General features: G+C 72.0%; 18 protein-coding genes. 7 read left to right on the top strand and 11 right to left on the bottom strand.

Annotation, left to right across the window (positions count from 1 at the left end; translation table 11 throughout):
- Positions 1-124: 124 nt before the first annotated feature.
- From OERS_RS21115 to OERS_RS11735, 8 genes are all read right to left on the bottom strand, one after another.
- The gene (locus OERS_RS21115) at positions 125-325 is read right to left on the bottom strand and encodes a hypothetical protein (protein ID WP_139107807.1); all 201 of its coding nucleotides are present in this window, start codon (positions 323-325) and stop codon (positions 125-127) included.
- 263 nt (positions 326-588) lie between these two features.
- Positions 589-1,428 carry an ABC transporter permease gene (locus tag OERS_RS11765; RefSeq protein WP_082849019.1) on the bottom strand — a complete coding sequence of 280 codons (840 nt, stop codon included), beginning with the start codon at positions 1,426-1,428 and terminating at the stop codon, positions 589-591.
- Positions 1,425-2,225 (bottom strand): ABC transporter ATP-binding protein, encoded by an 801-nt coding sequence (locus OERS_RS11760; protein WP_056651150.1) that lies wholly within the window; start codon positions 2,223-2,225, stop codon positions 1,425-1,427. The genes OERS_RS11765 and OERS_RS11760 overlap by 4 nt, the downstream gene beginning before the upstream one ends.
- A gap of 82 nt (positions 2,226-2,307) precedes the next feature.
- Positions 2,308-3,156, bottom strand: a complete 849-nt coding sequence (locus tag OERS_RS11755) for a DUF4097 family beta strand repeat-containing protein (protein WP_056651148.1) — start codon at positions 3,154-3,156, stop codon at positions 2,308-2,310.
- Between the two features lie 72 nt (positions 3,157-3,228).
- Positions 3,229-3,741 (bottom strand): ribbon-helix-helix protein, CopG family, encoded by a 513-nt coding sequence (locus OERS_RS11750; RefSeq protein WP_056651146.1) that lies wholly within the window; start codon positions 3,739-3,741, stop codon positions 3,229-3,231.
- Between the two features lie 127 nt (positions 3,742-3,868).
- Positions 3,869-4,447, bottom strand: a complete 579-nt coding sequence (locus OERS_RS11745; protein ID WP_248948526.1) for a potassium channel family protein — start codon at positions 4,445-4,447, stop codon at positions 3,869-3,871.
- A 42-nt stretch (positions 4,448-4,489) separates the two neighbouring features.
- Positions 4,490-5,632, bottom strand: coding sequence for an AI-2E family transporter (locus tag OERS_RS11740; RefSeq protein ID WP_068625903.1), 1,143 nt, complete (start codon positions 5,630-5,632; stop codon positions 4,490-4,492).
- A gap of 4 nt (positions 5,633-5,636) precedes the next feature.
- Complete coding sequence (locus OERS_RS11735) at positions 5,637-5,972, bottom strand: carboxymuconolactone decarboxylase family protein (RefSeq protein WP_056651141.1); 336 nt, start codon at positions 5,970-5,972, stop codon at positions 5,637-5,639.
- A gap of 399 nt (positions 5,973-6,371) precedes the next feature.
- Between OERS_RS11735 and OERS_RS11730 the strand changes: the two genes are divergently transcribed.
- Complete coding sequence (locus OERS_RS11730) at positions 6,372-8,762, top strand: ATP-binding cassette domain-containing protein (protein WP_068625902.1); 2,391 nt, start codon at positions 6,372-6,374, stop codon at positions 8,760-8,762.
- Positions 8,763-8,913: 151 nt separating this feature from the next.
- On the opposite strand, the gene OERS_RS11725 is transcribed toward OERS_RS11730, so the two are convergent.
- A complete protein-coding gene (locus OERS_RS11725; RefSeq protein ID WP_068625901.1) occupies positions 8,914-11,280 on the bottom strand; it encodes an arylsulfatase in 2,367 nt (788 codons plus the stop codon).
- Between the two features lie 206 nt (positions 11,281-11,486).
- Between OERS_RS11725 and OERS_RS11720 the strand changes: the two genes are divergently transcribed.
- Positions 11,487-13,736 carry a LuxR C-terminal-related transcriptional regulator gene (locus OERS_RS11720; protein ID WP_068625917.1) on the top strand — a complete coding sequence of 750 codons (2,250 nt, stop codon included), beginning with the start codon at positions 11,487-11,489 and terminating at the stop codon, positions 13,734-13,736.
- A 4-nt stretch (positions 13,737-13,740) separates the two neighbouring features.
- Here the strand turns inward: OERS_RS11720 and OERS_RS11715 are convergent, their stop codons facing one another.
- Positions 13,741-14,061, bottom strand: coding sequence for a carboxymuconolactone decarboxylase family protein (locus OERS_RS11715; protein WP_056651132.1), 321 nt, complete (start codon positions 14,059-14,061; stop codon positions 13,741-13,743).
- A gap of 240 nt (positions 14,062-14,301) precedes the next feature.
- Between OERS_RS11715 and OERS_RS11710 the strand changes: the two genes are divergently transcribed.
- From OERS_RS11710 to OERS_RS11690, 5 genes are read left to right on the top strand one after another with little or no spacing between them, the layout of a single operon-like run.
- The gene (locus tag OERS_RS11710) at positions 14,302-14,751 is read left to right on the top strand and encodes a DUF6325 family protein (RefSeq protein ID WP_056651130.1); all 450 of its coding nucleotides are present in this window, start codon (positions 14,302-14,304) and stop codon (positions 14,749-14,751) included.
- A 28-nt stretch (positions 14,752-14,779) separates the two neighbouring features.
- Positions 14,780-15,076, top strand: coding sequence for an SHOCT domain-containing protein (locus OERS_RS11705; RefSeq protein WP_056763469.1), 297 nt, complete (start codon positions 14,780-14,782; stop codon positions 15,074-15,076).
- A gap of 27 nt (positions 15,077-15,103) precedes the next feature.
- On the top strand, positions 15,104-15,487 hold the full coding sequence (locus OERS_RS11700) for an SHOCT domain-containing protein (protein ID WP_056651125.1): 384 nt from the start codon (positions 15,104-15,106) through the stop codon (positions 15,485-15,487).
- 25 nt (positions 15,488-15,512) lie between these two features.
- The gene (locus OERS_RS11695; RefSeq protein WP_083201397.1) at positions 15,513-16,271 is read left to right on the top strand and encodes a hypothetical protein; all 759 of its coding nucleotides are present in this window, start codon (positions 15,513-15,515) and stop codon (positions 16,269-16,271) included.
- A gap of 4 nt (positions 16,272-16,275) precedes the next feature.
- Complete coding sequence (locus tag OERS_RS11690; protein WP_068625900.1) at positions 16,276-17,100, top strand: bestrophin-like domain; 825 nt, start codon at positions 16,276-16,278, stop codon at positions 17,098-17,100.
- 96 nt (positions 17,101-17,196) lie between these two features.
- Here the strand turns inward: OERS_RS11690 and OERS_RS11685 are convergent, their stop codons facing one another.
- Positions 17,197-20,418, bottom strand: a complete 3,222-nt coding sequence (locus OERS_RS11685; protein WP_068625915.1) for a bifunctional [glutamine synthetase] adenylyltransferase/[glutamine synthetase]-adenylyl-L-tyrosine phosphorylase — start codon at positions 20,416-20,418, stop codon at positions 17,197-17,199.
- Positions 20,419-20,433: the final 15 nt, after the last annotated feature.

The raw sequence follows: 20,433 nt of genomic DNA, 5'->3' as shown, positions 1-20,433 counted from the left end.
CGTGCCTCGCTCGAACCTGTCGTGCCGACAGCACCTCTGCCCCGTGCATCGCTCTGTCGGCTCCGAGGAGCCGGAAGGTCCGCGCCGGCTGTCGGGGCGGCGACCTGCACGGACCGTCCGACCGTCAGGGAGTGACGATCGCGAAGTCCTCGTCCCCCGGGTCCAGGACCACAGCGAGCCGACCGAGCGTCGAGAAGCTCGGTGTGCGCCAGCAGAGGAGCCCGCGGCTGATGCCGCCGAAGTCCTGGGAGCCGGGGAAGGGCAGCCTGTCTCGAAGGACCTGCTGCCGGACGTTGGCGGAGGAAGCTGGCTTGGCTCGCGACATGTCTCGGAGCATTTCAGCCGTTCTCGACTCGCGCATCCGGAGCATCTGCCCGGGCCGCTTGCACGGTCTGAGCGGGACCGGCCCGGACGTGTCCGGATCCCTGGCGGCACGCGACGAGCTCTGCTCGCCGGGGTGACCGGCGGCGGGGCACCGCGTCGACACCCGGACCTCAGCGATCGTTTCCGATCACGAGGACGACGAAGGGCCGGACATCCGTCCCGCCCTTCGTCGCATCGACTCTCGCGCCGCGCGCGCCCAGCCCCTCAGAGGCGACGCTCCCGACGGAACAGCGAGCGCGCCCACACGTACCCGGCGACGCCGATCACGACGCACCACGCCACGGCCTGCACCGCGGTCGAGCCCTCGAGCCCCGCACCGCCCGCGAGCAGGCCGCGCACGGTGTCGATGATGGGCGTGAACGGCTGGTGCTCGGCGAACCAGCGCACGGCGGTCGGCATGGTCTCGACGGGCACGAACCCGCTGCCGAGGAACGGCAGGAGCAGCAGGATCATGGGTGTGTTGCTCGCGGTCTCGACGCTGCGCGCGTTGAGCCCCATGGCGACGCACAGCCAGTTGAGGGCGATCCCGAGCAGGACGAACAGGCCCAGCAGCGCGAGCCAGTCGAGCGCGTCGGCCTCGGGGCGGTAGCCCATCGCGACCGCAGCGCCCAGCACGAGGACGAGCGCGACGAGGGCCTGGACGACGAACCCGAGCACGTGGCCGGACAGCACCGACCCGGGCGAGATCGCCATGGTCTTGAACCGGGCCATGATGCCGCTCGCGGCGTCCATGGCGGCGCTCACGGCGACCGACGTCGCTCCCCCGACCACGGTGATGACCAGGAGCGTGGGCGTGATGTAGTCCAGGTACGCGGCACGTCCGTCGGCTCCGGGCGTGACCCCGGGGGCGACGCCCGCGCCGAACGCCCCGCCGAACACGTACACGAACAGCAGGAGCATGACCAGGGGGCCGGCGACGATGAAGACCGTCAGTCCCGGGTAGCGCACCGCACGCAGCAGGCTGCGGCGCAGCATCGTCAGGACGTCGGCGAGCGGTCGAGGTCGCGCGACGGTGGTGGGGGCGGTGGTGGCGATGGCGGTCATCGGACGTTCTCCTTGTCCTGTGTCGTTCCGGTCTCTTCGTCGGTGGACGGTTCGGTCAGCGCGAGGAACACCTCGTCGAGCGATCCGGCGTCGTGCACGGCCTTGAGCTCGTCGGGCGTGCCCTCGGCCACGACGCGCCCGTCGTGCAGGACGGCCACCGAGTCGGCGAGCCGGTCGGCCTCCTCGAGGTACTGCGTGGTGAGCAGGATCGTGGTGCCGCCAGCGACGAGCGTGCGCACCTCGTCCCACAGGGTGATGCGGCTGCGTGGGTCGAGGCCCGTGGTCGGTTCGTCGAGGAACACGACCGACGGCGTCCCGACGAGCGTCATCGCAAGGTCGAGCTTGCGCTTCATGCCGCCCGAGTAGGTCGCCACGGGCTTGCCCGCGGCCTCGGCGAGACCGAACTGCTCGAGCAGCTCGGCCGTCCGGCGACGCCCGGCCGTCCGGCCCAGGTGGTTCAGGTCGGCCATGAGGCGCAGGTTCTCGGTGCCCGTGAGGAGCTCGTCGACCGCGGTGATCTGGCCGGTCACTCCGATCGAGGCGCGCACCGCGTCGGGCTCGCGGGCCACGTCGTGACCGGCGACCCGCACCGTGCCGGCATCGGCCGCCAGGAGGGTGGACAGGACGCCGACCGTGGTGGTCTTGCCCGACCCGTTGGGGCCGAGGAGCGCGGTCACGGTCCCGGCGGGGACCACGAGGTCGACCCCGTCGAGCACGAGCTGCTTGCCGGACTTCGATGCGTAGGACTTGCGCAGGCCGGCGACCTCGATCGCGGGTCCGCGGGTTGGGGTGGTCATGTGCTTCTCCTTCGATGGTGGTGGACGTGCGGGTGGAGCGACGATCAGGTGGGGCACGGAGTGCAGGAGGTCGACGAGACGATCAGGCGTGCGGCCGACGGACGACGACGTCGCCGTAGCTGGTGCCGGCACGGACCTCGACGGTCAGGTCGCTCTCGTCGGGTCCTGCTGCGTCCTGGAGGAGGTTGCGGACCTGGCCGTGCTGCGACGTCGCGTCGAGCCAGGCAGCCGTGCCCTCGGGCACGCCGACCTCGATCGAGCCGTACGAGCTCTCGAGCTGGACACGACCGTTCACGGCCTGCTCGACGCGGATACCGCCGTGCGCGCACCGGACCACCGTGTCGCCGTGCGACCGGTCGATCGCGATGTCCCCGTGGGCACCGTTGACCCGCAGGCTCCCCGTGGTCCGGCCGATCTCGGTCGTGCCGTTGGGGACCTTGACGACGGCGTCGCCGTCGAGCTCGCGGACCCGCAGCCCGCCCGCCGTGACCACCGCGTCGACAGGGCCGGAGACCCGGCCGACGCTGAGCGAGCCTGCCGAGACCTTGATGTCGAGGCGGTCGACGTCGTCGAGCCGGGCGTTGCCGCCGTTGAGGTTCAGGTCGACGGACCCGAGCCTGCCCTCCGCGTACAAGGACCCTGCCTTGCCGCGCAGGTCCGACCCGGCCGGGAGCTCGATGGTGACCTTGGCGCCACCGGACGCGAACGGCAGGACGTACTGCTTCCAGGAGCTGGGGTAGACGACGGAGATCGCGTCGCCGTCGCGTTCGACGCGCGTCTCCTCGGCGGCGCGGACCGAGCCGGACTTGGTCGGGTCGGCCGGCAGGACGGTCACGACGACGTCGTCCCGCTCTCCGGCGACGACGTACAGGTTGCCGAACGGGACGTCGATGACGACCGGGACGGGCGTGGGAGCAGCGAAAGTGGGCATGACGGATCCTCCAGAGGGGTGTACGTGTCCGCCCCGTGACGGCGGGGCGCCGGATGTGGTGTCGAGTGGTGGTCAGCGCACCCAGCCGGTCACACGACCGGAGGTGCTCGTGGCCCGTGCGGCCGGGCGGGACGTGGCGGTGGGTGCGAGCGCCGCGGCGACCGCGCGCACGAGCCACGTGTTGACGGACATGCCCTCGCGGGCTGCCGCCTCCTCGACCTGCGCCTTGAGCTGGTCGGGCAGTCGGAGCGTCGTGCGGGACGTGCTCACGTCGTCGGGGTCCAGGACCGCCGGGCGGGCGGGCTCCGCCGCCGGGGCGGCAGCTCCGTCGAAGGCCGGGCTCGGGGCCGGGGTCACGACGAACTCCGGGTCACGACCACGGAGCCGGACGTCCACCGCCCCCGGGGCGAGCTCGGCCGTGATCTCGTTGGCCGCGGTCGAGAGCGCCTCGAGCAGGACGAGGCGGACGGCTGCGTCGAGCGGGGCCGTCAGACGACCTGCGAGCTCACGTGCCTCGTCCCCGCCTGCGGCGGCCGCGGTGGCGAGCTGGTGCTGCAGCTCGTCGACATATCTCGTCAGTTCCATGACGCCACTATGACACCACTAATGGTGTCACCGCAAGAGATATGGCGTCACTTCTTCGAAGTGGTGGTGTCATCGAGACGTCATGTCAGCGTCTTTGCAGGTCAGAGTGCTGCCGTCGCGATGCTCTTCACGACGTGCGCGCCTTCTTGACCGCCCCGAAGATGACCTGGATGCCGAGGCCGAGGATCACGAGGTCGAGCAGCACCTGTGCTGCCACGAGCAGCCTGACCGGTTCCGAGCGAGGGGCGATGTCACCGAATCCCACGGTCGCGAACGTCGTGATCGTGAAGTAGAGCGCGTCGGACCGGGTGAGCGGCTCGCTGAACGTGGTCGGGTCCTGGAACGCGATCATGAAGTACGTCGCCGCGAAGACGAGCAGGAACAACGGCACGGTCGTCGCCAAGGCCTGGGTCGCCCGGATGCCGGGGAACCTGGCGCGGACGATCGCCCGGACCTCCCAGTACATCGTCGTGACGAGCACCAGGAGGCAGAGGACCAGCGCGACGACCAACGACGACGGCGAGGGGCGGTCGAGCGGCAGCAGGTAGTACAGCGCGACCAGCAGGACCGCGATCCCGCTCGCCCGGAGCAGTCCGAGCGCGATCAACGTCCGACGGCGCCGGGTCGAGAGGCCGCTCATCGGCCCCTGACCCGCCTCGCCGCCGTCGTCGTCGGGCATGCCCTCGACGGGTGCTCGAGCTGTCACGACGTCCTCCTTGCCATCTCGGACGCCCCGTGGGCGTCTCGTCTACTGGAGCATCCGTCGCACGACGGGCTCGGCCGTCGTGACGACGTGGTCGAAGAAGCCGTGACGACGCAGGCGGGAGACGCCCTCCGTGGCTACCGCCCAGGCCGGGACGGCGAGGATCAGACCGACGATCCCGCCCACGACCCCGCCGAGCGCCGTCACGACCAGCACGACCAGCGGATGGATGTCGAGCGTGCGGCCCATGACCCGCGGCTCGACGAAGTTCTCGAGCAGCAGGTTCGACGCGACCACGACGACGAGCATGATCACGGCCGGGGCGATCCCCCCGTCGCCCAGCGCCACGGCCACGGCCAGACCGCCCCCCAGGAACGCACCGATGTACGGGATGTACCCGCCGATGAAGTTCACCACCACGATCGTGAAGATCAGAGGAAGGCCCAGGAGGAGCGCGGCGACCCCGATGACCACGGCGACGACGACCGACATGGTCGTCCGGCCGCGGCCGTAGTCGCGCAGCGTCCGGCACGAGTCACCGATGAAGCCGTCGATCTCGGGCTGCGCCCCGGCCGTGAGCTGGGCCACGACCGCGCCCCTCAGCCTGGCGCCGTCCTTGACGAGGTAGTACATGATCAGCGCGCCGAGGATCAGCCCGCTCGCGATGCCCACGAGCGCGCCGATCCCGCTCACGAGCCCGGTCAGGAACCCACCGGTCACGCCCGGAGCCGAGTCCACCAGGGTCTCCCGTACGGCCTCGAGCGACTGCTCGTCGACGTCGAGCTGCGCCACGAGCTGGTCCGTCGCCGCGTCGACCGAGGCCCCGATCTCGTCGGTCTGCTGGACGATGCCGCGCACAGCCGCGACCGCGACCACGGTCGCGAGGGCGATGAGCCCGAGGACGACCACGCCCGCGGCCAGGCTGCTCGGAACGCCCCGTCGTCGCAGCCGGTCCGCGATCGGCTTGAAGCACACCGCGAGCACGGCCGCGAAGGTCAACGGCAGGACGATCTCGCTCACGGCCGCGAGCGCCAGCACGACGAGGACGACGGCCACGACCGTGCCGACGAAGCTCCACGCCCAGAGGCCGACCTTCGGGCCCCAGGAGAGCGTGGCGACCGGGCCGGCACGCTCTCCTGGACGCCCGTCCGTGACACCGGGAGGGGGTTCGGCTGACTCGGGGGTCACACGCCTACGCCTCGTTCTGCTCCGCGATGTCGGCGACCGCGACGGCGATCTCGAACGCGAGCGACTCCGCGATGCCTGCAGACGCCGCGACCACGCGAGGAGTGCCGACGATGGGCGCGACCGCCGCGAGGACGCCTGCGACCATGTCCGCGTCGATCCCGGCCTCCATCCCGGCCTCCAGGTTCATCAGGTACGACACCGGGGGCGCGTCGACCGCCACGAGCGCCGCGAGCCGCACCAGCATCACCGTCTGGATGTCGAGGCTCGACGCCTCGACCGAGTCCGCCGTCATCTCCACCAGCAGGTCGAGCACGGGGGTGCCCTCGGTCTGTTCGCTCATGATGGATCCTCTCCGTCCCGGACCGGTCAGGGTCCGGCGTGCCAGGTCTGCTCGGGTCGTGCGTGACGTCGGCCCGTCCTGAGGTCACCCCTCGGCACGGCGAGGTCGACGTCGGCTCTCGCGCAGGGCGCGGTTGCGCGCCTCTCCCATTGAGCGCCCCAGGCGCGCGGCCGCGCGTCATGCAGTTCGTGTGAACCTGCGCCTTGTCGCGCCCTCGAGCCGACCTGTCGGTCGAGCAGGAATCGAGAAGCCCGGCGTCGGTGGCCCCCGCTAGCGTGTCCCGCAGGCCCCTGCCGCACACCTCGCCCTGCGTGCGCAGCGGGGCCGAGCGTCCGACGATGGACGGAGGCGTCCGGCGACCACGGCGGGGACCGCACCCCGCCCACCAGGAGGAGACAGATGAGCACCGCCACGAGCACGGGCACTGCCGTGCCCGCACCCCACGTCGCCGACACCCACGACATGATCCGCGTGCAGGGCGCCCGGGAGAACAACCTCCAGGACATCAGCGTCGAGATCCCCAAGCGTCGCCTCACGGTGTTCACCGGGGTCTCCGGCTCGGGCAAGAGCTCGCTCGTCTTCAGCACCATCGCGGCCGAGTCCCAGCGCATGATCAACGAGACGTACAGCGCGTTCCTCCAGGGCTTCATGCCCTCGCTCGCGCGCCCCGACGTCGACCTGCTGGACGGGCTGACGACCGCGATCATCGTCGACCAGGAACGCATGGGGGCCAACCCGCGCTCCACGGTGGGCACCGTGACCGACGCGAACGCGATGCTGCGCATCCTCTTCAGCCGCCTCGGGCAGCCGCACATCGGCTCACCGCAGGCGTACTCGTTCAACGTCCCCTCGGTCTCGGGCAGCGGCGCGATCACGATCGAGCGCGGCGGCAAGACGCAGGCGGAGAAGGCCTCGTTCCACCAGCTCGGCGGCATGTGCCCGCGCTGCGAGGGCAAGGGCAGCGTGACCGACTTCGACCTCACGGCGCTGTACGACGACAGCAAGTCGCTCGACGAGGGCGCGCTGACGATCCCGGGCTACTCGATGGACGGCTGGTACGGGCGCATCTACCGGGGCAGCGGCTTCTTCGACGCGGCCAAGCCGATCAGCAGGTTCACCCAGCGCGAGCTGCACGACCTCCTCTACAAGGAGCCGACCAAGATCAAGGTCGAGGGCATCAACCTGACGTACGAGGGCCTGATCCCCAAGATCCAGAAGTCCTTCCTGTCCAAGGACGTCGACGCGATGCAGCCGCACATCCGGGCGTTCGTCGAGAAGGCCGTGACGTTCCAGACCTGCCCGGAGTGCGACGGCACGCGCCTGAGCCCCGAGGCACGCTCGTCGAAGATCGGCGACAAGAGCATCGCGGACGTCTGCGCGATGCAGATCAGCGACCTCGCCGAGTGGGTCCGCGGTCTCGACGAGCCCTCGATGGCACCGCTCCTCAAGGGCCTCCAGCACCTGCTCGACTCGTTCGCGGAGATCGGCCTGGGCTACCTCTCGCTCGACCGTCCCTCGGGGACGCTGTCCGGTGGCGAGGCGCAGCGCACCAAGATGATCCGCCACCTGGGCTCCTCGCTCACCGACGTCACCTATGTGTTCGACGAGCCGACCATCGGGCTGCACCCGCACGACATCCAGCGCATGAACACGCTGCTGCTCCAGCTGCGGGACAAGGGCAACACGGTCCTCGTCGTGGAGCACAAGCCAGAGGCGATCACGATCGCGGACCACGTCGTCGACATCGGCCCGGGAGCCGGGCGGCACGGGGGCACCATCTGCTTCGAGGGCACGGTCGAGGGGCTGCGCGCGAGCGACACCACGACCGGCCGCCACCTCGACGACCGCTCGACGGTCAAGGCGAGCGTGCGCGCTCCCCGGGGCTCGCTCGAGATCCGTGGCGCGACCGAGCACAACCTGCAGGGGGTGGACGTCGACGTCCCCCTCGGGGTCCTGTGCGTCGTGACGGGGGTCGCCGGGTCGGGCAAGAGCTCCTTGATCCACGGCTCGGTCGCGGGCCGCGAGGGGGTCGTCGTGATCGACCAGAGCGCGATCCGCGGATCGCGCCGGAGCAACCCGGCGACCTACACGGGCCTGCTGGACCCGATCCGCAAGGCCTTCGCGAAGGCCAACGGGGTCAAGCCCGCTCTGTTCAGCGCCAACTCCGAGGGTGCCTGCCCCGTGTGCAACGGTGCGGGCGTCATCTACACCGACCTCGGCGTCATGGCCACGGTCGAGACGCCGTGCGAGGAGTGCGGGGGCAAGCGGTTCCAGGCCTCGGTGCTCGAGTACACGCTGGGTGGGAAGAACATCGCCGAGGTGCTCGCGATGTCCGTCACCGAGGCGGAGGAGTTCTTCGCGGCGGGCGAGTCGCGCATCGCGGCCGCCCACTCGATCCTCACGCGCCTCGTCGACGTGGGCCTGGGCTACCTGAGCCTCGGCCAGCCCCTCACGACGCTGTCGGGGGGCGAGCGCCAGCGGATCAAGCTCGCGACGCAGATGGGTGCCAAGGGCGGCGTCTACGTGCTCGACGAGCCCACGACGGGCCTGCACCTGGCCGACGTCGAACAGCTGCTCGGCCTGCTCGACCGGCTCGTCGCGTCGGGCAAGTCGGTCATCGTGATCGAGCACCACCAGGCGGTCATGGCGCACGCCGACTGGATCATCGACCTCGGCCCGGGCGCCGGGCACGACGGCGGCCGGGTCGTCTTCGAGGGCACGCCGGCCGACCTGGTGGCCGACCGCTCGACGCTCACGGGCCAGCACCTCGCGGCGTACGTCGCCTCCTGACGGGAGCACTGCCCGGTACGGGACGTGCCCGTGCCCGACGGCGCCGCTCACCCACGCGGTGAGCGGCGCCGTCGGGCACGGGTCGGCGCGGGGACGCGGCGCGCACCGCGCCCCCGGGCGACGCGGCCTCAGCACTCCCCCGGCGAGCCCCTCACTGCCTCGCCATGGCGATGCGCAGGCGCTCGTCGGGGTCGATGAAGTGGTCGTGGTCGTCGGTCCCCACGTCGATCTGGACCCAGTGGATCTTGCCCGAGAACCGGCTCGACCGCGGCGAGTAGTCCGGGCTGACCGGTGTCCCCGACTCGTAGCCGACGTCCGTCGTCTCGTCGGCGGAGAAGACCATGGCCTGGGTCGCGCCGACCCGGCCGGTGCCCACGGGGGTGCCGTCGTGGAAGAGCGTCACGTCGCCTCCCTTGGCGAGCCCTCCGCCGTCGTACACGAACTCCATACGGACCTGGTGCGTACCCTCCGGGACCGTGGCCTGTGCCTCGGTCGCGAACTCCTGGATGCCCAGGACGTTGTAGACGAACTTCAGCCTGCCCTCCTTGGCGTACAGGCTCCAGCCGCCGAACCTCCCGCCCTGCGCGATGATCACACCGTCCGCACCGGAGGCCGGGACCTCGATCTCCGCGGTCACGGAGAACGACTTGTTCTTGATGTTCACGACACTGTTCTCCGAGAGCCGCCCCATCCCGGCGAACAGCAGCTGGCTGTTCCCGTGGACGAGGGTCGGGCGCCCGGCGGTCTCGGGGTTCAACCGGTCCGCGGTCCGGTCGTCGAGCGGGAGCACGTCGTACTTGACCGCCTCGATGAGCCACAGGCGCTGGAGGGAGTGCAGCCGTTCGGGCTGCTCGGCGGACAGGTCGTGCGCCTGGCTGTAGTCGGTGCTGCCGTCGTAGAGCTCCCAGACGTCGTCGTCGAACGCGATGGCCGACCCGCCGACCATGTCCCACGGCGTGCGGTGCTTGGTGACCGCGCTCCACCCCTTGTGGTAGATCCCCCGGTTGCCGAACATCTCGAAGTACTGGAGGTCGTGGCGCTCGGGCGCGTCCGCGTCGTCGAACGCGTAGAGCATGCTCGTACCCTCCATGGGTGACTGGAGCACGCCGTTGACCTGGGTGGGCTCGGGCAGGCCCGCGGCCTCGAGGATCGTGGGGGCCACGTCGATGCAGTGCGTGAACTGCGAGCGCAGCCCGCCGGAGTCCGTGATGCGCCGGGGCCAGTGCACGACGGTCCCGTTGCGCGTCCCTCCCCAGTGCGAGGCGACCTGCTTGGTCCACTGGAAGGGGGTGTCCATGGCCCAGGCCCAACCCACGGCGTAGTGGTTGTACGACGACGGCGAGCCGAGCTCGGCCAGCTTGGACGCCATGAACTCGGGTGTCTCGAGCGCCGCCATGCCGTTGAAGTTGGCCATCTCGTTGAACGCGCCGTTGATCGTGCCCTCGGCCGAGGCGCCGTTGTCCCCGATCACGTAGTAGATGAGGGTGTCGTCGAGCACCCCCAGGTCCTCGATCGCGTCGACGACCCGGCCCACGTGGTGGTCGGCGTGCTCGAGGAAGCCCGCGTAGACCTCCATCTCCCGCTCGAGCACGGGCCTGAGGTCGTCCGGCATGTCGTCCCACGCCGGGATCTCGGCGTGGCGCGGCGTGAGCTCGGCCTCGGGCGGGATCACACCGAGCTCCTTCTGACGCGCGAACGTGCGCTCGCGCTGGACGTCCCAGCCGTCCGCGAACCGGCCCGCGTACCGGTCGGCCCACTCCTGCGGGACGTGGTGCGGGGCGTGCGTCGCGCCCGGAGCGAAGTAGGCGAAGAAGGGCTTGTCCGGCATGAGCGCCTTCTGCGTCCGGATCCAGCTGATCGCCCGGTCGGCGAGGTCCTCGGTCAGGTGGTACCCCTCCTCGGCGGTCCTCGGGGGTTCGACGGGCGTCGTGCCCTCGTAGAGCGCTGGCTCCCACTGGTTGTTCTCGCCGCCGATGAAGCCGTAGAACGTCTCGAACCCTCCGCCGACGGACGGCCAGGCATCGAACGGCCCCATGGGCGAGGACTGCCAGACCGGGACCTCGTGGCACTTGCCGAACTGCGCCGTCGAGTAGCCGTTGAGCTTGAGCGTCATCGCGAGCGGCGCCTTGGTGTTGGGCTTGAGCGAGCTGTTCCCGGGCGCGGACGTCGCGGTCTCGGTGATGCTGCCCATGCCGACCGAGTGGTGGTTTCTCCCGCTGAGCATCGCGGCCCGGGTGGGGGCGCACAGCGCCGTGGTGTGGAAGCGGTTGAACGTCAGCCCGCCGGCCGCCAGCCGCTCCGCGGTCGGAGTGTGGCACGGCCCCCCGAACGCGCTCGACGCACCGAAGCCCACGTCGTCGAGCAGGACGATCAGCACGTTCGGTGCGCCCTCGGGCGGGCGCAGCGGCTCGATCGGCGGGTAGGACGTGTCGGGGTCCTTGGCGTCGTACGTCGTCAGCCCGGGCCGAGGGCGGTCCGGGATGGGCAGCATGGTGCGGGCGTGCTGGTCGGGACGCATGAGAGCTCCGCTCGGTCGGGCACGAGGACATGGATACCTTTCACGGTAGGGACGGGTGCTCGTGCGCGCATCACCCAGTCCACGTGATCACCGGCGCCACGGGTGCTGTCCGCCGGCGCCCACGGGTCGGTTCCGTCGGAGATCCAGTCCGGAGGACACGCAACGGAAGACCAGCGCGGCGCGGGCCTGCGCCCTATGGTGTGAAGGTGAACGGCGAGCCGGGGACGGCACGGGGGACCGAGCAGATCGACGGGCTGCTCCTCGAGGCCAAGTTCAGCGTGCCCCGGCGGCACGCGCCGGTCGTGAGCCGGGCCGACCTGATCGACGCGACCCGCGCGAGCGGACGGCGCGTGGTCGGGGTCACGGCGCCCCCCGGCTACGGGAAGTCGACCCTGCTGGCCGAGTGGGCCGAGCGCGACCCTCGTCCCGTCGCGTGGGTCACGCTCGACCGGCTCGACGACGACCCCGTGAGACTGCTCGTCGTGCTCGCCTCGGCCTTCGCGCGCCTGGGTGCGGGGCGCCCCGACCTCGTGGCGGACATGGTCGGAGCCGACACCTCGCTCCTGGGCCGAGCCGCCCCGCGCCTGGCGTCGGCCCTGCGCTCGAGCCCCGAGCCGTTCGTCCTGGCGCTCGACGACCTGCACGAGGTGCGGTCGGCGGCCTGCCACGACGTGCTGGGCATCGTGCTCGCGGGGATCCCCGAGGGGTCCCAGCTGGTCGCGGCGAGCCGAGACGAGCAACCCCACCTCGCGCGCCTGCGCGCGGCCGGCGAGTCGGTCGAGATCGACGCGCAGGATCTGGCCCTCGACGTCTCCGGCACCGAGCAGGTCTTCGCCGCCTCGCAGGTCCGGGTCACGCACGAGATCGCGACCGCGGTGACCGAGCGGACCGAGGGCTGGCCCGTCGGCGTGTACCTCGCCTCGCTCGTGGCCGCCGGAGACGGCTCCGGCCCCGAGACCGTGACCGGCACGGACCGCTACGTCGCGGACTACCTCCAGCGCGAGTCGTTCCGCCGGCTGTCCGCCGAGACCCAGCTGTTCCTGCGACGGACCGCGGTGCTCGACGAGCTCAGCGCACCGCTGTGCGACGCACTGCTCGGCGTCCGCTCCTCGACCCGGATCCTGCGCGCGATCGAGGCCTCGCACCTCTTCCTCGTCCCGGTCGACCGGCACAGGCAGTGGTTCCGCTACCACGCGCTGTTCCGCGAGTTCCTCCTCGACGAGCTCCTCGCGACCGAGCCCGAGCTCGCCGACGACCTGCGGACGCGGGCAGCCGACTGGTACGAGGAGAACGGCTCGCCCGAGCGCGCGATCGAGATGCTGCTCGTGACTCCCGGGGTCGAGCGGACCTCCCGGCTCGTCGCACGCGTCGTGATGCCCCACGTCCAGGCCGGGCGGGTCACGACGATCGACCGGTGGCTTGCCGCGCTCGGCGACGAGTCGATCACGAAGTACCCGCCGCTCGCGGTGCTCGCAGGCCTCGTCGCCGTGCACGAGGGGCACGCCGCGACGGCCGAGCGCTGGGGGGCCGTGGCAGACACCTCCTCCTTCGACGGCAAGCCGGTCGACGGGACGGCCTCGTTCGAGTCGGCACGCGCCATGTTCCGGGCGCTGCGCTGCCCGGACGGCCCCGAGCAGATGCTCGACGACGTCGGGACCGCCCTCGACTCCGAACCGGCGTGGAGCACGTGGCGGGACACGGTGTTCGTGCTGCGCGGCGACGCCCTGCGCCTGGTCGGTGACGACGACGCGGCGACCGAGTACCTGGAGCGCGCCACCGAGGCGGCCGGAGAGCTCGATCATGCGAGCACGCTCGTGCTCGCCGAGGCACAGCTCGCGCAGCTCGACATGGATCACGACCGGTGGGCGCGCGCAGGCGACCGGGTCCGCAGGCTCCTCGACGCGATCGACGCACGCCGCATGCACGACTACCCGACGAGCGGCCTCGGGTTCGCGCTGGCCGCACGCTACCGCCACCATGCCGGCGACCTCGCGGGCACGCGCACGCTGCTCACCCGGGCGATGCGTGCTCGCACGTTCAGCACGTACGCGTTCCCGACGCTCGCGGTCCGCACCCGGCTCCAGCTCGCCCGGACGAGCTGGGCGACGTCGGACGCCTCGACCGTCAACCACCTCCTGCGGGAGATCGACGACGTGCTGCTGCGTCGCCCAGCGCTCGGAGTGCTCGCCGAGGAGGCGGTCGAGCTGCGCACGGCGTTCGACGCCGCCTCGCGCACGGCGGCCTTGCCGACGTCGAGCACTCCCCTCACCCCTGCCGAGCTGCGCCTCCTGCCGTACCTGCAGACCCACCTGACGATCCGCGAGATCGGAGAGCGGCTCTTCGTGTCCCGGAACACGGCCAGCTCGGAGATCGGGTCGATCTATCGCAAGCTCGGGGTCTCGAGCCGGAGCGACGCCGTGCGCACGGCGATCGGCATGGGACTGCTGGGCGCCTGACCGCTCACCCAGGTTCTCTCACGTCGAACGGGTCGAACCCGAGCGCGAGGGCGAGCTTGGGGGCTGCCGCCACGACGCTCGGCAGCCCGACGATCGGGATGGTCGCCGACAGGACGTCGACGATCTCGGCGGTGGTCGCCCCTGCGTTCACGGCGTCGTCGACCTCGCTGCCGTAGGTCGGCTCGGCTCCGCCGACCGCGACGAGTGCCGCCAGGCGGACGAGGGCGAGGGTCTTGGGGTCGAGCATCACCTCCTCGGCCTCCAGGTCTTCCTCGAGCCGTGCGTCGTTGGCGGCGAAGCGCCGTAGTCGGTCGGTGTAGTCCACGTCGTGCCCTTCGATCCTGTCGCCGGGTCCTGTCCCCCCATTGCCGCACGCCGGCCGACCGCCGCGCATCACCACGATCACATGATTCGCGGGGACGTCGGGTGTGCGGTCCCTGACCCGAACTTCATGCGGTCTGCATGACGACGACCACGCTCCTGCGGAGCAGTCTGGTCCCAGGCAGGGCGGTGTGCGCGCCCCGTGCAACCGGGCCCAGCCCCCGAAGGAAAGGACGACCGACCCATGACACAGGAGCCGACCGACCTGCAGGAGTCGGGACCCATCGACTACCTGATCGTCGAGTTCCCGTCGGAGGCCATGACCGGCGAGGCGTTCCCCCTGCTCGTCGACCTGGTCGACCGAGGGATCGTCAGGGTGCTCGACCTGCTCGTGCTCCGCAAGGAGGACGACGGGACCGTGACCGGCCTCGAGCTCGACGAGCTCGCCGACGGCACGACCGGGCTCGAGATCTTCGCAGGGGCCGTGTCCGGTCTCCTGGGCCACGAGGACCTGGCCGAGGCGGCGGAGGCCGTCGAACCGGGCAGGACGGCGGCCGTGCTCGTCTACGAGAACGTCTGGGCCGCCCCTTTCGCGACCGCACTACGGCGAGGCGGCGCCCAGCTCGTGGCCGGGGGGCGCATCCCTGTGCAGGCCGTGCTCGCCGCGCTCGAGGCCGACGAATCCACCGACTGATCCCGGACCGACCTAGGAGGCCCACACCATGCCCGGACTCATCCGAGGAGTCGCACGCACCGCCGTCGTGGCTGGGACGGCGACGGCCGTCTCCAACCGCGTCTCGCGACGACAGGCGGGGCGCTGGGCGTCCCAGGAAGCCCCGCCACCGCAGCAGCCGGCACCCCAGCCGACCTACGCCCCCGCGCCGCCGGCACCCGCACCGGCGCCGGTCGACATGGACGCCCGGATCGCGCAGCTCACCCAGCTCGCCGCTCTGCGCGACCAGGGCATCCTGAGCCCCGCAGAGTTCGAGGCCCAGAAGTCTCAGATCCTTGCCGGTTGACCGGCACCCGTACGAGGAGGACGTCGCATGGACAGCTTCATGGACTGGTTCTGGTTGATGATCTGGTGGTTCTTCTTCTTCATGTACCTCATGATCCTGTTCAGGATCCTGGCTGACCTCTTCCGGGACCACGAGCTCAGCGGCTGGTGGAAGGCGCTGTGGATCGTCGCGCTGGTCCTCGTCCCGTTCCTCACGGCGCTGATCTACGTCATCGCCAGAGGGCGCGGCATGGCCGAACGGCAGATGCAGGACGTCTCGCAGGCCAAGGCCCAGACCGACGCGTACATCCGGGGGGTCGCGAAGTCCGAGTCCTCCGCGGCGACCCAGATCAGCGACGCCAAGGCCCTGCTCGACGCCGGCGTGATCGACGAGAACGAGTTCGCCACGCTCAAGGCCAAGGCACTCGCCTAGTCGGACGAGCGCGCACAGGACCGACGTGACCGACCACGGGAGCCCCAGCCCCCGTGGTCGGTCCACGCCTGGGGCCACCAACCCGTCGACCGGTCCGGGCGGCCCGGCCGCACCGGGCGGCCCCGTCGCTGCGGTCCACCGGCACCTCGAGCTGGTCGCGGCCGTCCTGCTCGCGATCGCGACCGTCATGACGGCCTGGTCCGCGTTCCAGAGCGCGCAGTGGGGTGGGGAGATGGCGACGTCGTACAGCGCGGCCGGTGCCGCACGCACCGAGAGCAACCGCGCCTCGACGCTCGCGGGCCAGCAGACCATCATCGACGTCCAGCTCTTCACCGACTGGCTGAGCGCGCTCGACGAGGAGCAGGGACGCGTGGGCCCGGCTCCCGGCTACGTCCCCGACCCCGCGACCTACTCGGGGTTCCTCTACGCACGGTTCCGCGAGGAGTTCGAGCCCGCTGTCCAGGCGTGGGTCGCGCTGGACCCTTCGACCAACGCCGACGCGCCGCCCAGCCCGTTCGCGATGGACGAGTACGTGCTCGCGGCGACCCAGGAGTCGCAGCGGCTCGAGAAGAAGGCCGACGCTTCCGCCGCGCGGGCGCACCACGCCAACGGGGTCAAGGACAACTACGTGCTCGCCACGGTGCTGTGCGCGTCGGTGCTGTTCTTCGGCGGCATCGGGGCCAAGCTCTCGTCGCACCGGCTGCGGCTCGCGATGGTCGGGATCGGCGGGGTCGTGCTGCTCGCGACGCTGGGCGTCCTGGTCTCCTACCCGGTCCAGGTGTGAAGCCGTGAACATCCTGATCGCAGCGCTCGTCACGATCGGCGCCACGGCCGTGACCGTCACCGCCATGCTGCTCGTGCGCGCCCGCGCACCCGAGGGCAGCCGCTTCCGCGACGGAGACCGTGCGTCGGGGGTGTTCGGTGTCCTCGCCACGGGTTTCTCGGTGCTCCTCGGCTTCATCATCTTCCTGGCCTTCGAGTCCTACGACGAGGCGCGCAGCGGCGCCGAGGAGGAGGCGCAGGTCGTCGCGCAGCAGATCCAGACGGCGCAGTTCCTTCCCGCTGACGCCGGGGCCGAGCTGTCGGGCCAGCTCGTCTGTTATGCACGCTCGGTCGCGACGACCGAGTGGGAGGCCATGGCCGACGCGCGGCTCGGCGACGCCGTCAACCCCTGGGGCGTCGAGATGTTCCGCACCATCCGCGGGGTCGAGCCCGCCTCGGACACCGAGCAGTCGGCCTACGACCGGTGGATGGACCAGACCGCCGACCGGGAGCAGGCGCGCCAGGCCCGCGTGCACGGCGCCGAGGGACTGATCCCGCTCCCCCTGTGGCTCGTCCTGTTCGCCATCTCCGCGACGATCTTCGTGTTCATGCTCTTCTTCGCCGACTCGGCCGAGGGCGCCGTCACGCAGTCGGTGCTCATGGGCAGCGTCACGCTCGTCATCTCGCTCATGCTCTGCCTGCTCGTCTTCTTCGACCATCCGCACGGGCACCAGGTCGGCAAGCTGCAACCCGTCGCGATGGAGCGCACGCTCGTCCTCGTCGAGACCCAGCTCGACGCGGTCGGCATCTCCGTGACCCCGCCGTGCGACGAGGACGGCCGCGCGCAATAGGCGCGGGGGCGGCCCTGCGTGGGAGCGTGCGACGAGCCCGCGCCGACGCCACGGACCGCGTCGACCGGGCCACCGGACCGACGAGGAGCGGGACGCTCAGTCCTCGCCGTAGAACACGCGCTCCATGACGGCACGCGCCCGCCGGGCCGTGCGCAGGTAGCGATCCTCGAGCTCGGCCCCCGACTCCTCCCCGATCACGCGCGCCAGCCCCGCGAGCGCCCGGACCTCGTGCGGCAGGACGTCGGCCGAGGGCCCCCCGGTGCGCCCGGACCAGAGCACGAGCGCGCTGCGCAACCGCGACGCGAGGTGCCACGACTCTCCCAAAGTCGCGGCGTCGTCGGGCGTGACGATGCCCGCGTCCGCGGCCGCCTCGAGGGCGTCGACCGTCGACGTCGTCCGCAGTCCCGCGACCTCGTGCGCGTGCTGGAGCTGGAGGAGCTGGACGGTCCACTCGACGTCGGAGACCCCCCCGCGGCCCAGCTTGAGGTGGCGCGAGGGATCGACACCGCGGGGCAGCCGCTCGGCCTCGACGCGCGCCTTGATGCGCCGGACCTCGCGCTCCGTCGCGGGCTCGACCCCGCCCGCCGGGTAGCGCACGGGGTCGACGAGCCCGACGAAGCGCTCGCCGAGCCCCGGGTCTCCCGCGACGGGCCGTGCGCGCAGCAGGGCCTGGCTCTCCCACGCGGCCGACCAGCGGTCGTAGTACTCGGCGTAGGACTCGAACGAGCGCACGAGCGGGCCGTTGCGGCCCTCGGGGCGCAGGTCGGCGTCCACGGGCAGCCCCGGCTCGGGTCCCATGTCCCCGAGCAGCGAGCGCAGGCGGGTCGCGACGAGGAGCGCGAACGCCTGGGCGTCGCGGTCGGCGGCCCCCTCGACCGGCTCGTACACGAAGAGCACGTCGGCGTCCGAGCCGTAGCCCATCTCCCGGCCGCCCAGGCGTCCCATGGCGACGACCTGCAGGCGCGCGGGGTCGTCGGCAGGGCCCGCGATCCCGAGCTCCTGGCGCGCCACGAACTGCGCGACCCGCAGCCCGCCCACGAGCAGCAGGTCGGCGGCGTCGGAGATCGCGCGCGCCGCGTCGACCGCGTCCACGACGCCCAGGATCTCCGCGGCCCCCGTCCGTGCGAGCTCGCGACGGCGCACCGCCCGCAGCGCCTTGGCCGCGGGCCCCGCGACATCGGCACGGGTCAGGATCGCGTCGGCCTCGACCGCCAGCCGGGCCGCGCCGCGCGGGGCCAGCTCGGCGTCGTCCGCGAGCCAGGCGACGGACTCGGGCGAGCGCGAGAGGGCGTCGGCCATGTAGCGCGAGCTCGACAGGAGCGTCGCGAGACGGTGCGCGGCCGACCCCGAGTCGCGCAGCAGCTTGAGGTACCAGTGGGTCGAGCCGAGCTCCTCGGACAGCGTGCGGAAGTTCAGGAGCCCCGCGTCGGGGTCCGCGCCCTCGGCGAACCAGCCGAGCATCACGGGCAGGAGCTGACGCTGGATCGCCGCGCGGCGGCTCACGCCCTCGGTCAGCGCGACGACGTGGCGCATGGCACCCGCGGGGTCGCGGTAGCCGATCGCCTGGAAGCGCGCCTTGGCCGCCTCCGGTGCGAGGCTCGCCTCCTCGGTCGAGAGCTGCGCGGTCGCCGGGAGCAGCGGCCGGTAGAACAGCTCCTCGTGCAGCGCGCGCACCTCGCGGCGCGTCGCGCGCCACCGTTCCATGAGCCCTTCGGCGCCCTCGGAGCGCATGCCCACCGACCGGGCCAGACGGCGCAGGTCGTCCTCCCCGGTCGGGATGAGGTGGGTGCGGCGCAGGCGGAAGAGCTGGATGCGGTGCTCGAGCGAGCGCAGGAACCGGTAGCAGGCGGCCAGGCGGGCGGCGTGCTCGCGGCCGACGTAGCCACCCGCCGCCAGCGCGGCGAGCGCCGTGAGGGTGCTGGGGCTGCGGATCGAGTCGTCGGCCCGGCCGTGCACGAGCTGCAGGAGCTGGACCGTGAACTCGACGTCGCGCAGTCCCCCCTTGCCGAGCTTGAGCTGGCGGTCCGCCTCGGCGGCCGGCACGTGGTCCTCGACCCGGCGGCGCATGGCCTGGGAGTCCTCGACGAAGTTCTCCCGCGCCACGGCCGTCCACACGAACGGGTTGATCGCGTCGTGGTAGGCCGCCGCGAGCTCGGCGTCCCCCGCGACCAGCCGCGCCTTGAGCAGCGCCTGGAACTCCCAGGTCTTGGCCCAGCGCTCGTAGTACGCGAGGTGGCTCGCGAGGCTCCGCACGAGCGGCCCGTTCTTGCCCTCGGGGCGTAGCGCGGCGTCGACGGGCCACAACGGCGGTTCCGAGGACGTGCCCGAGCAGACCCGGGCGAGCCCCGTCGCGAGGCGCGCCCCGACGCTCGTGGCGTAGGCCTCGTCGTACCCGTCGGCGGGCTCGGCGACGTAGATCACGTCGACGTCGGACACGTAGTTGAGCTCGCGCCCCCCGCACTTGCCCATGCCCATCACAGCGAGCCGGACGCCCCCGCCGTGGTCGTCGAGCTCGGAGCGGGCGACCGCGAGCGCGGCCTCGAGCGCGGCCGCAGCCAGGTCCGCGAGCGCCGCGGCCACGGCGGGCATCGCGGTCAGGGGGTCGGGCGCGGTGAGGTCGGTCGCCGCGATCCGCAGGATGCGCGCACGGTAGGCCCGGCGCATCGCGTCGGTGGCCGCACCGACGGGGACGGCCGCGACCGGCTGCCCCGCGTCGGGGTCCGCGTCCACGGCGCGCAGCAGCTCGGCGCGCACGGCCTCCGCAGGCACCCCGGTCCCCGGCGTCGGGTCGGCGACGACGTGCAGCAGCTCGGGGTGGGAGACCAGGTCGTCGCCGAGCGCGACCGAGGCGCCGAGCACCGCCAGGAGGCGGTCACGACCGGTCGGGACGGGGCCGTGCGGTGCCGTCGCACCCTCCGTGGAGCCCGCGGGACCGGGACCGAGGTCGCCGGCACCCTCGCCGGCCGCATCCCCCGCGTCCGCCGACCGCTCGTCGGCGGCGGCCTCGCCCGCCGCCGCGCCCGAGAGCACGTCCCTGAGCAGCGTGCACGACGCCTCGTCCCCGGCCACCGCGGACGACAGCCGGGCGAGCTGGAGCAGCGCAAGGTCAGGGTCCGCGGTCGCGCCGACCGCGGCGAGCAGCTCCTCGGACAGGGGCCCGAGGACCCCCACGAGGTCCTTGTCGTCGAGCAGCGACAACGAGCGGGTGACGTCGGCGAACCCGAGCCTGCGCAGGCGCGAGGTCGGGGTGGTGCGCCGCGACCCCGCAGGCGCGCCGAAGCTGCTGAGGTGAGCGCCGCCGTCGGGCCCCGGGGTCATCGCGACCACCAAGGC

The organism is Oerskovia enterophila (assembly GCF_001692445.1).
Lineage (GTDB): Bacteria > Actinomycetota > Actinomycetes > Actinomycetales > Cellulomonadaceae > Oerskovia > Oerskovia enterophila.
This window is presented reverse-complemented; position numbering and strand designations above follow the sequence as displayed.

Bases quoted from the DNA above. Each gene is read 5' to 3' on its own strand.
- OERS_RS11765 (WP_082849019.1), bottom strand. From the start codon at position 1,428: ATGACCGCCATCGCCACCACCGCCCCCACCACCGTCGCGCGACCTCGA.
- OERS_RS11700 (WP_056651125.1), top strand. From the start codon at position 15,104: ATGGACAGCTTCATGGACTGGTTCTGGTTGATGATCTGGTGGTTCTTC.
- OERS_RS11710 (WP_056651130.1), top strand. From the start codon at position 14,302: ATGACACAGGAGCCGACCGACCTGCAGGAGTCGGGACCCATCGACTAC.
- OERS_RS11685 (WP_068625915.1), bottom strand. From the start codon at position 20,418: ATGACCCCGGGGCCCGACGGCGGCGCTCACCTCAGCAGCTTCGGCGCG.
- OERS_RS11735 (WP_056651141.1), bottom strand. From the start codon at position 5,972: ATGAGCGAACAGACCGAGGGCACCCCCGTGCTCGACCTGCTGGTGGAG.
- OERS_RS11755 (WP_056651148.1), bottom strand. From the start codon at position 3,156: ATGCCCACTTTCGCTGCTCCCACGCCCGTCCCGGTCGTCATCGACGTC.
- OERS_RS11705 (WP_056763469.1), top strand. From the start codon at position 14,780: ATGCCCGGACTCATCCGAGGAGTCGCACGCACCGCCGTCGTGGCTGGG.
- OERS_RS21115 (WP_139107807.1), bottom strand. From the start codon at position 325: ATGTCGCGAGCCAAGCCAGCTTCCTCCGCCAACGTCCGGCAGCAGGTC.
- OERS_RS11760 (WP_056651150.1), bottom strand. From the start codon at position 2,225: ATGACCACCCCAACCCGCGGACCCGCGATCGAGGTCGCCGGCCTGCGC.
- OERS_RS11725 (WP_068625901.1), bottom strand. From the start codon at position 11,280: ATGCGTCCCGACCAGCACGCCCGCACCATGCTGCCCATCCCGGACCGC.
- OERS_RS11750 (WP_056651146.1), bottom strand. From the start codon at position 3,741: ATGGAACTGACGAGATATGTCGACGAGCTGCAGCACCAGCTCGCCACC.
- OERS_RS11730 (WP_068625902.1), top strand. From the start codon at position 6,372: ATGAGCACCGCCACGAGCACGGGCACTGCCGTGCCCGCACCCCACGTC.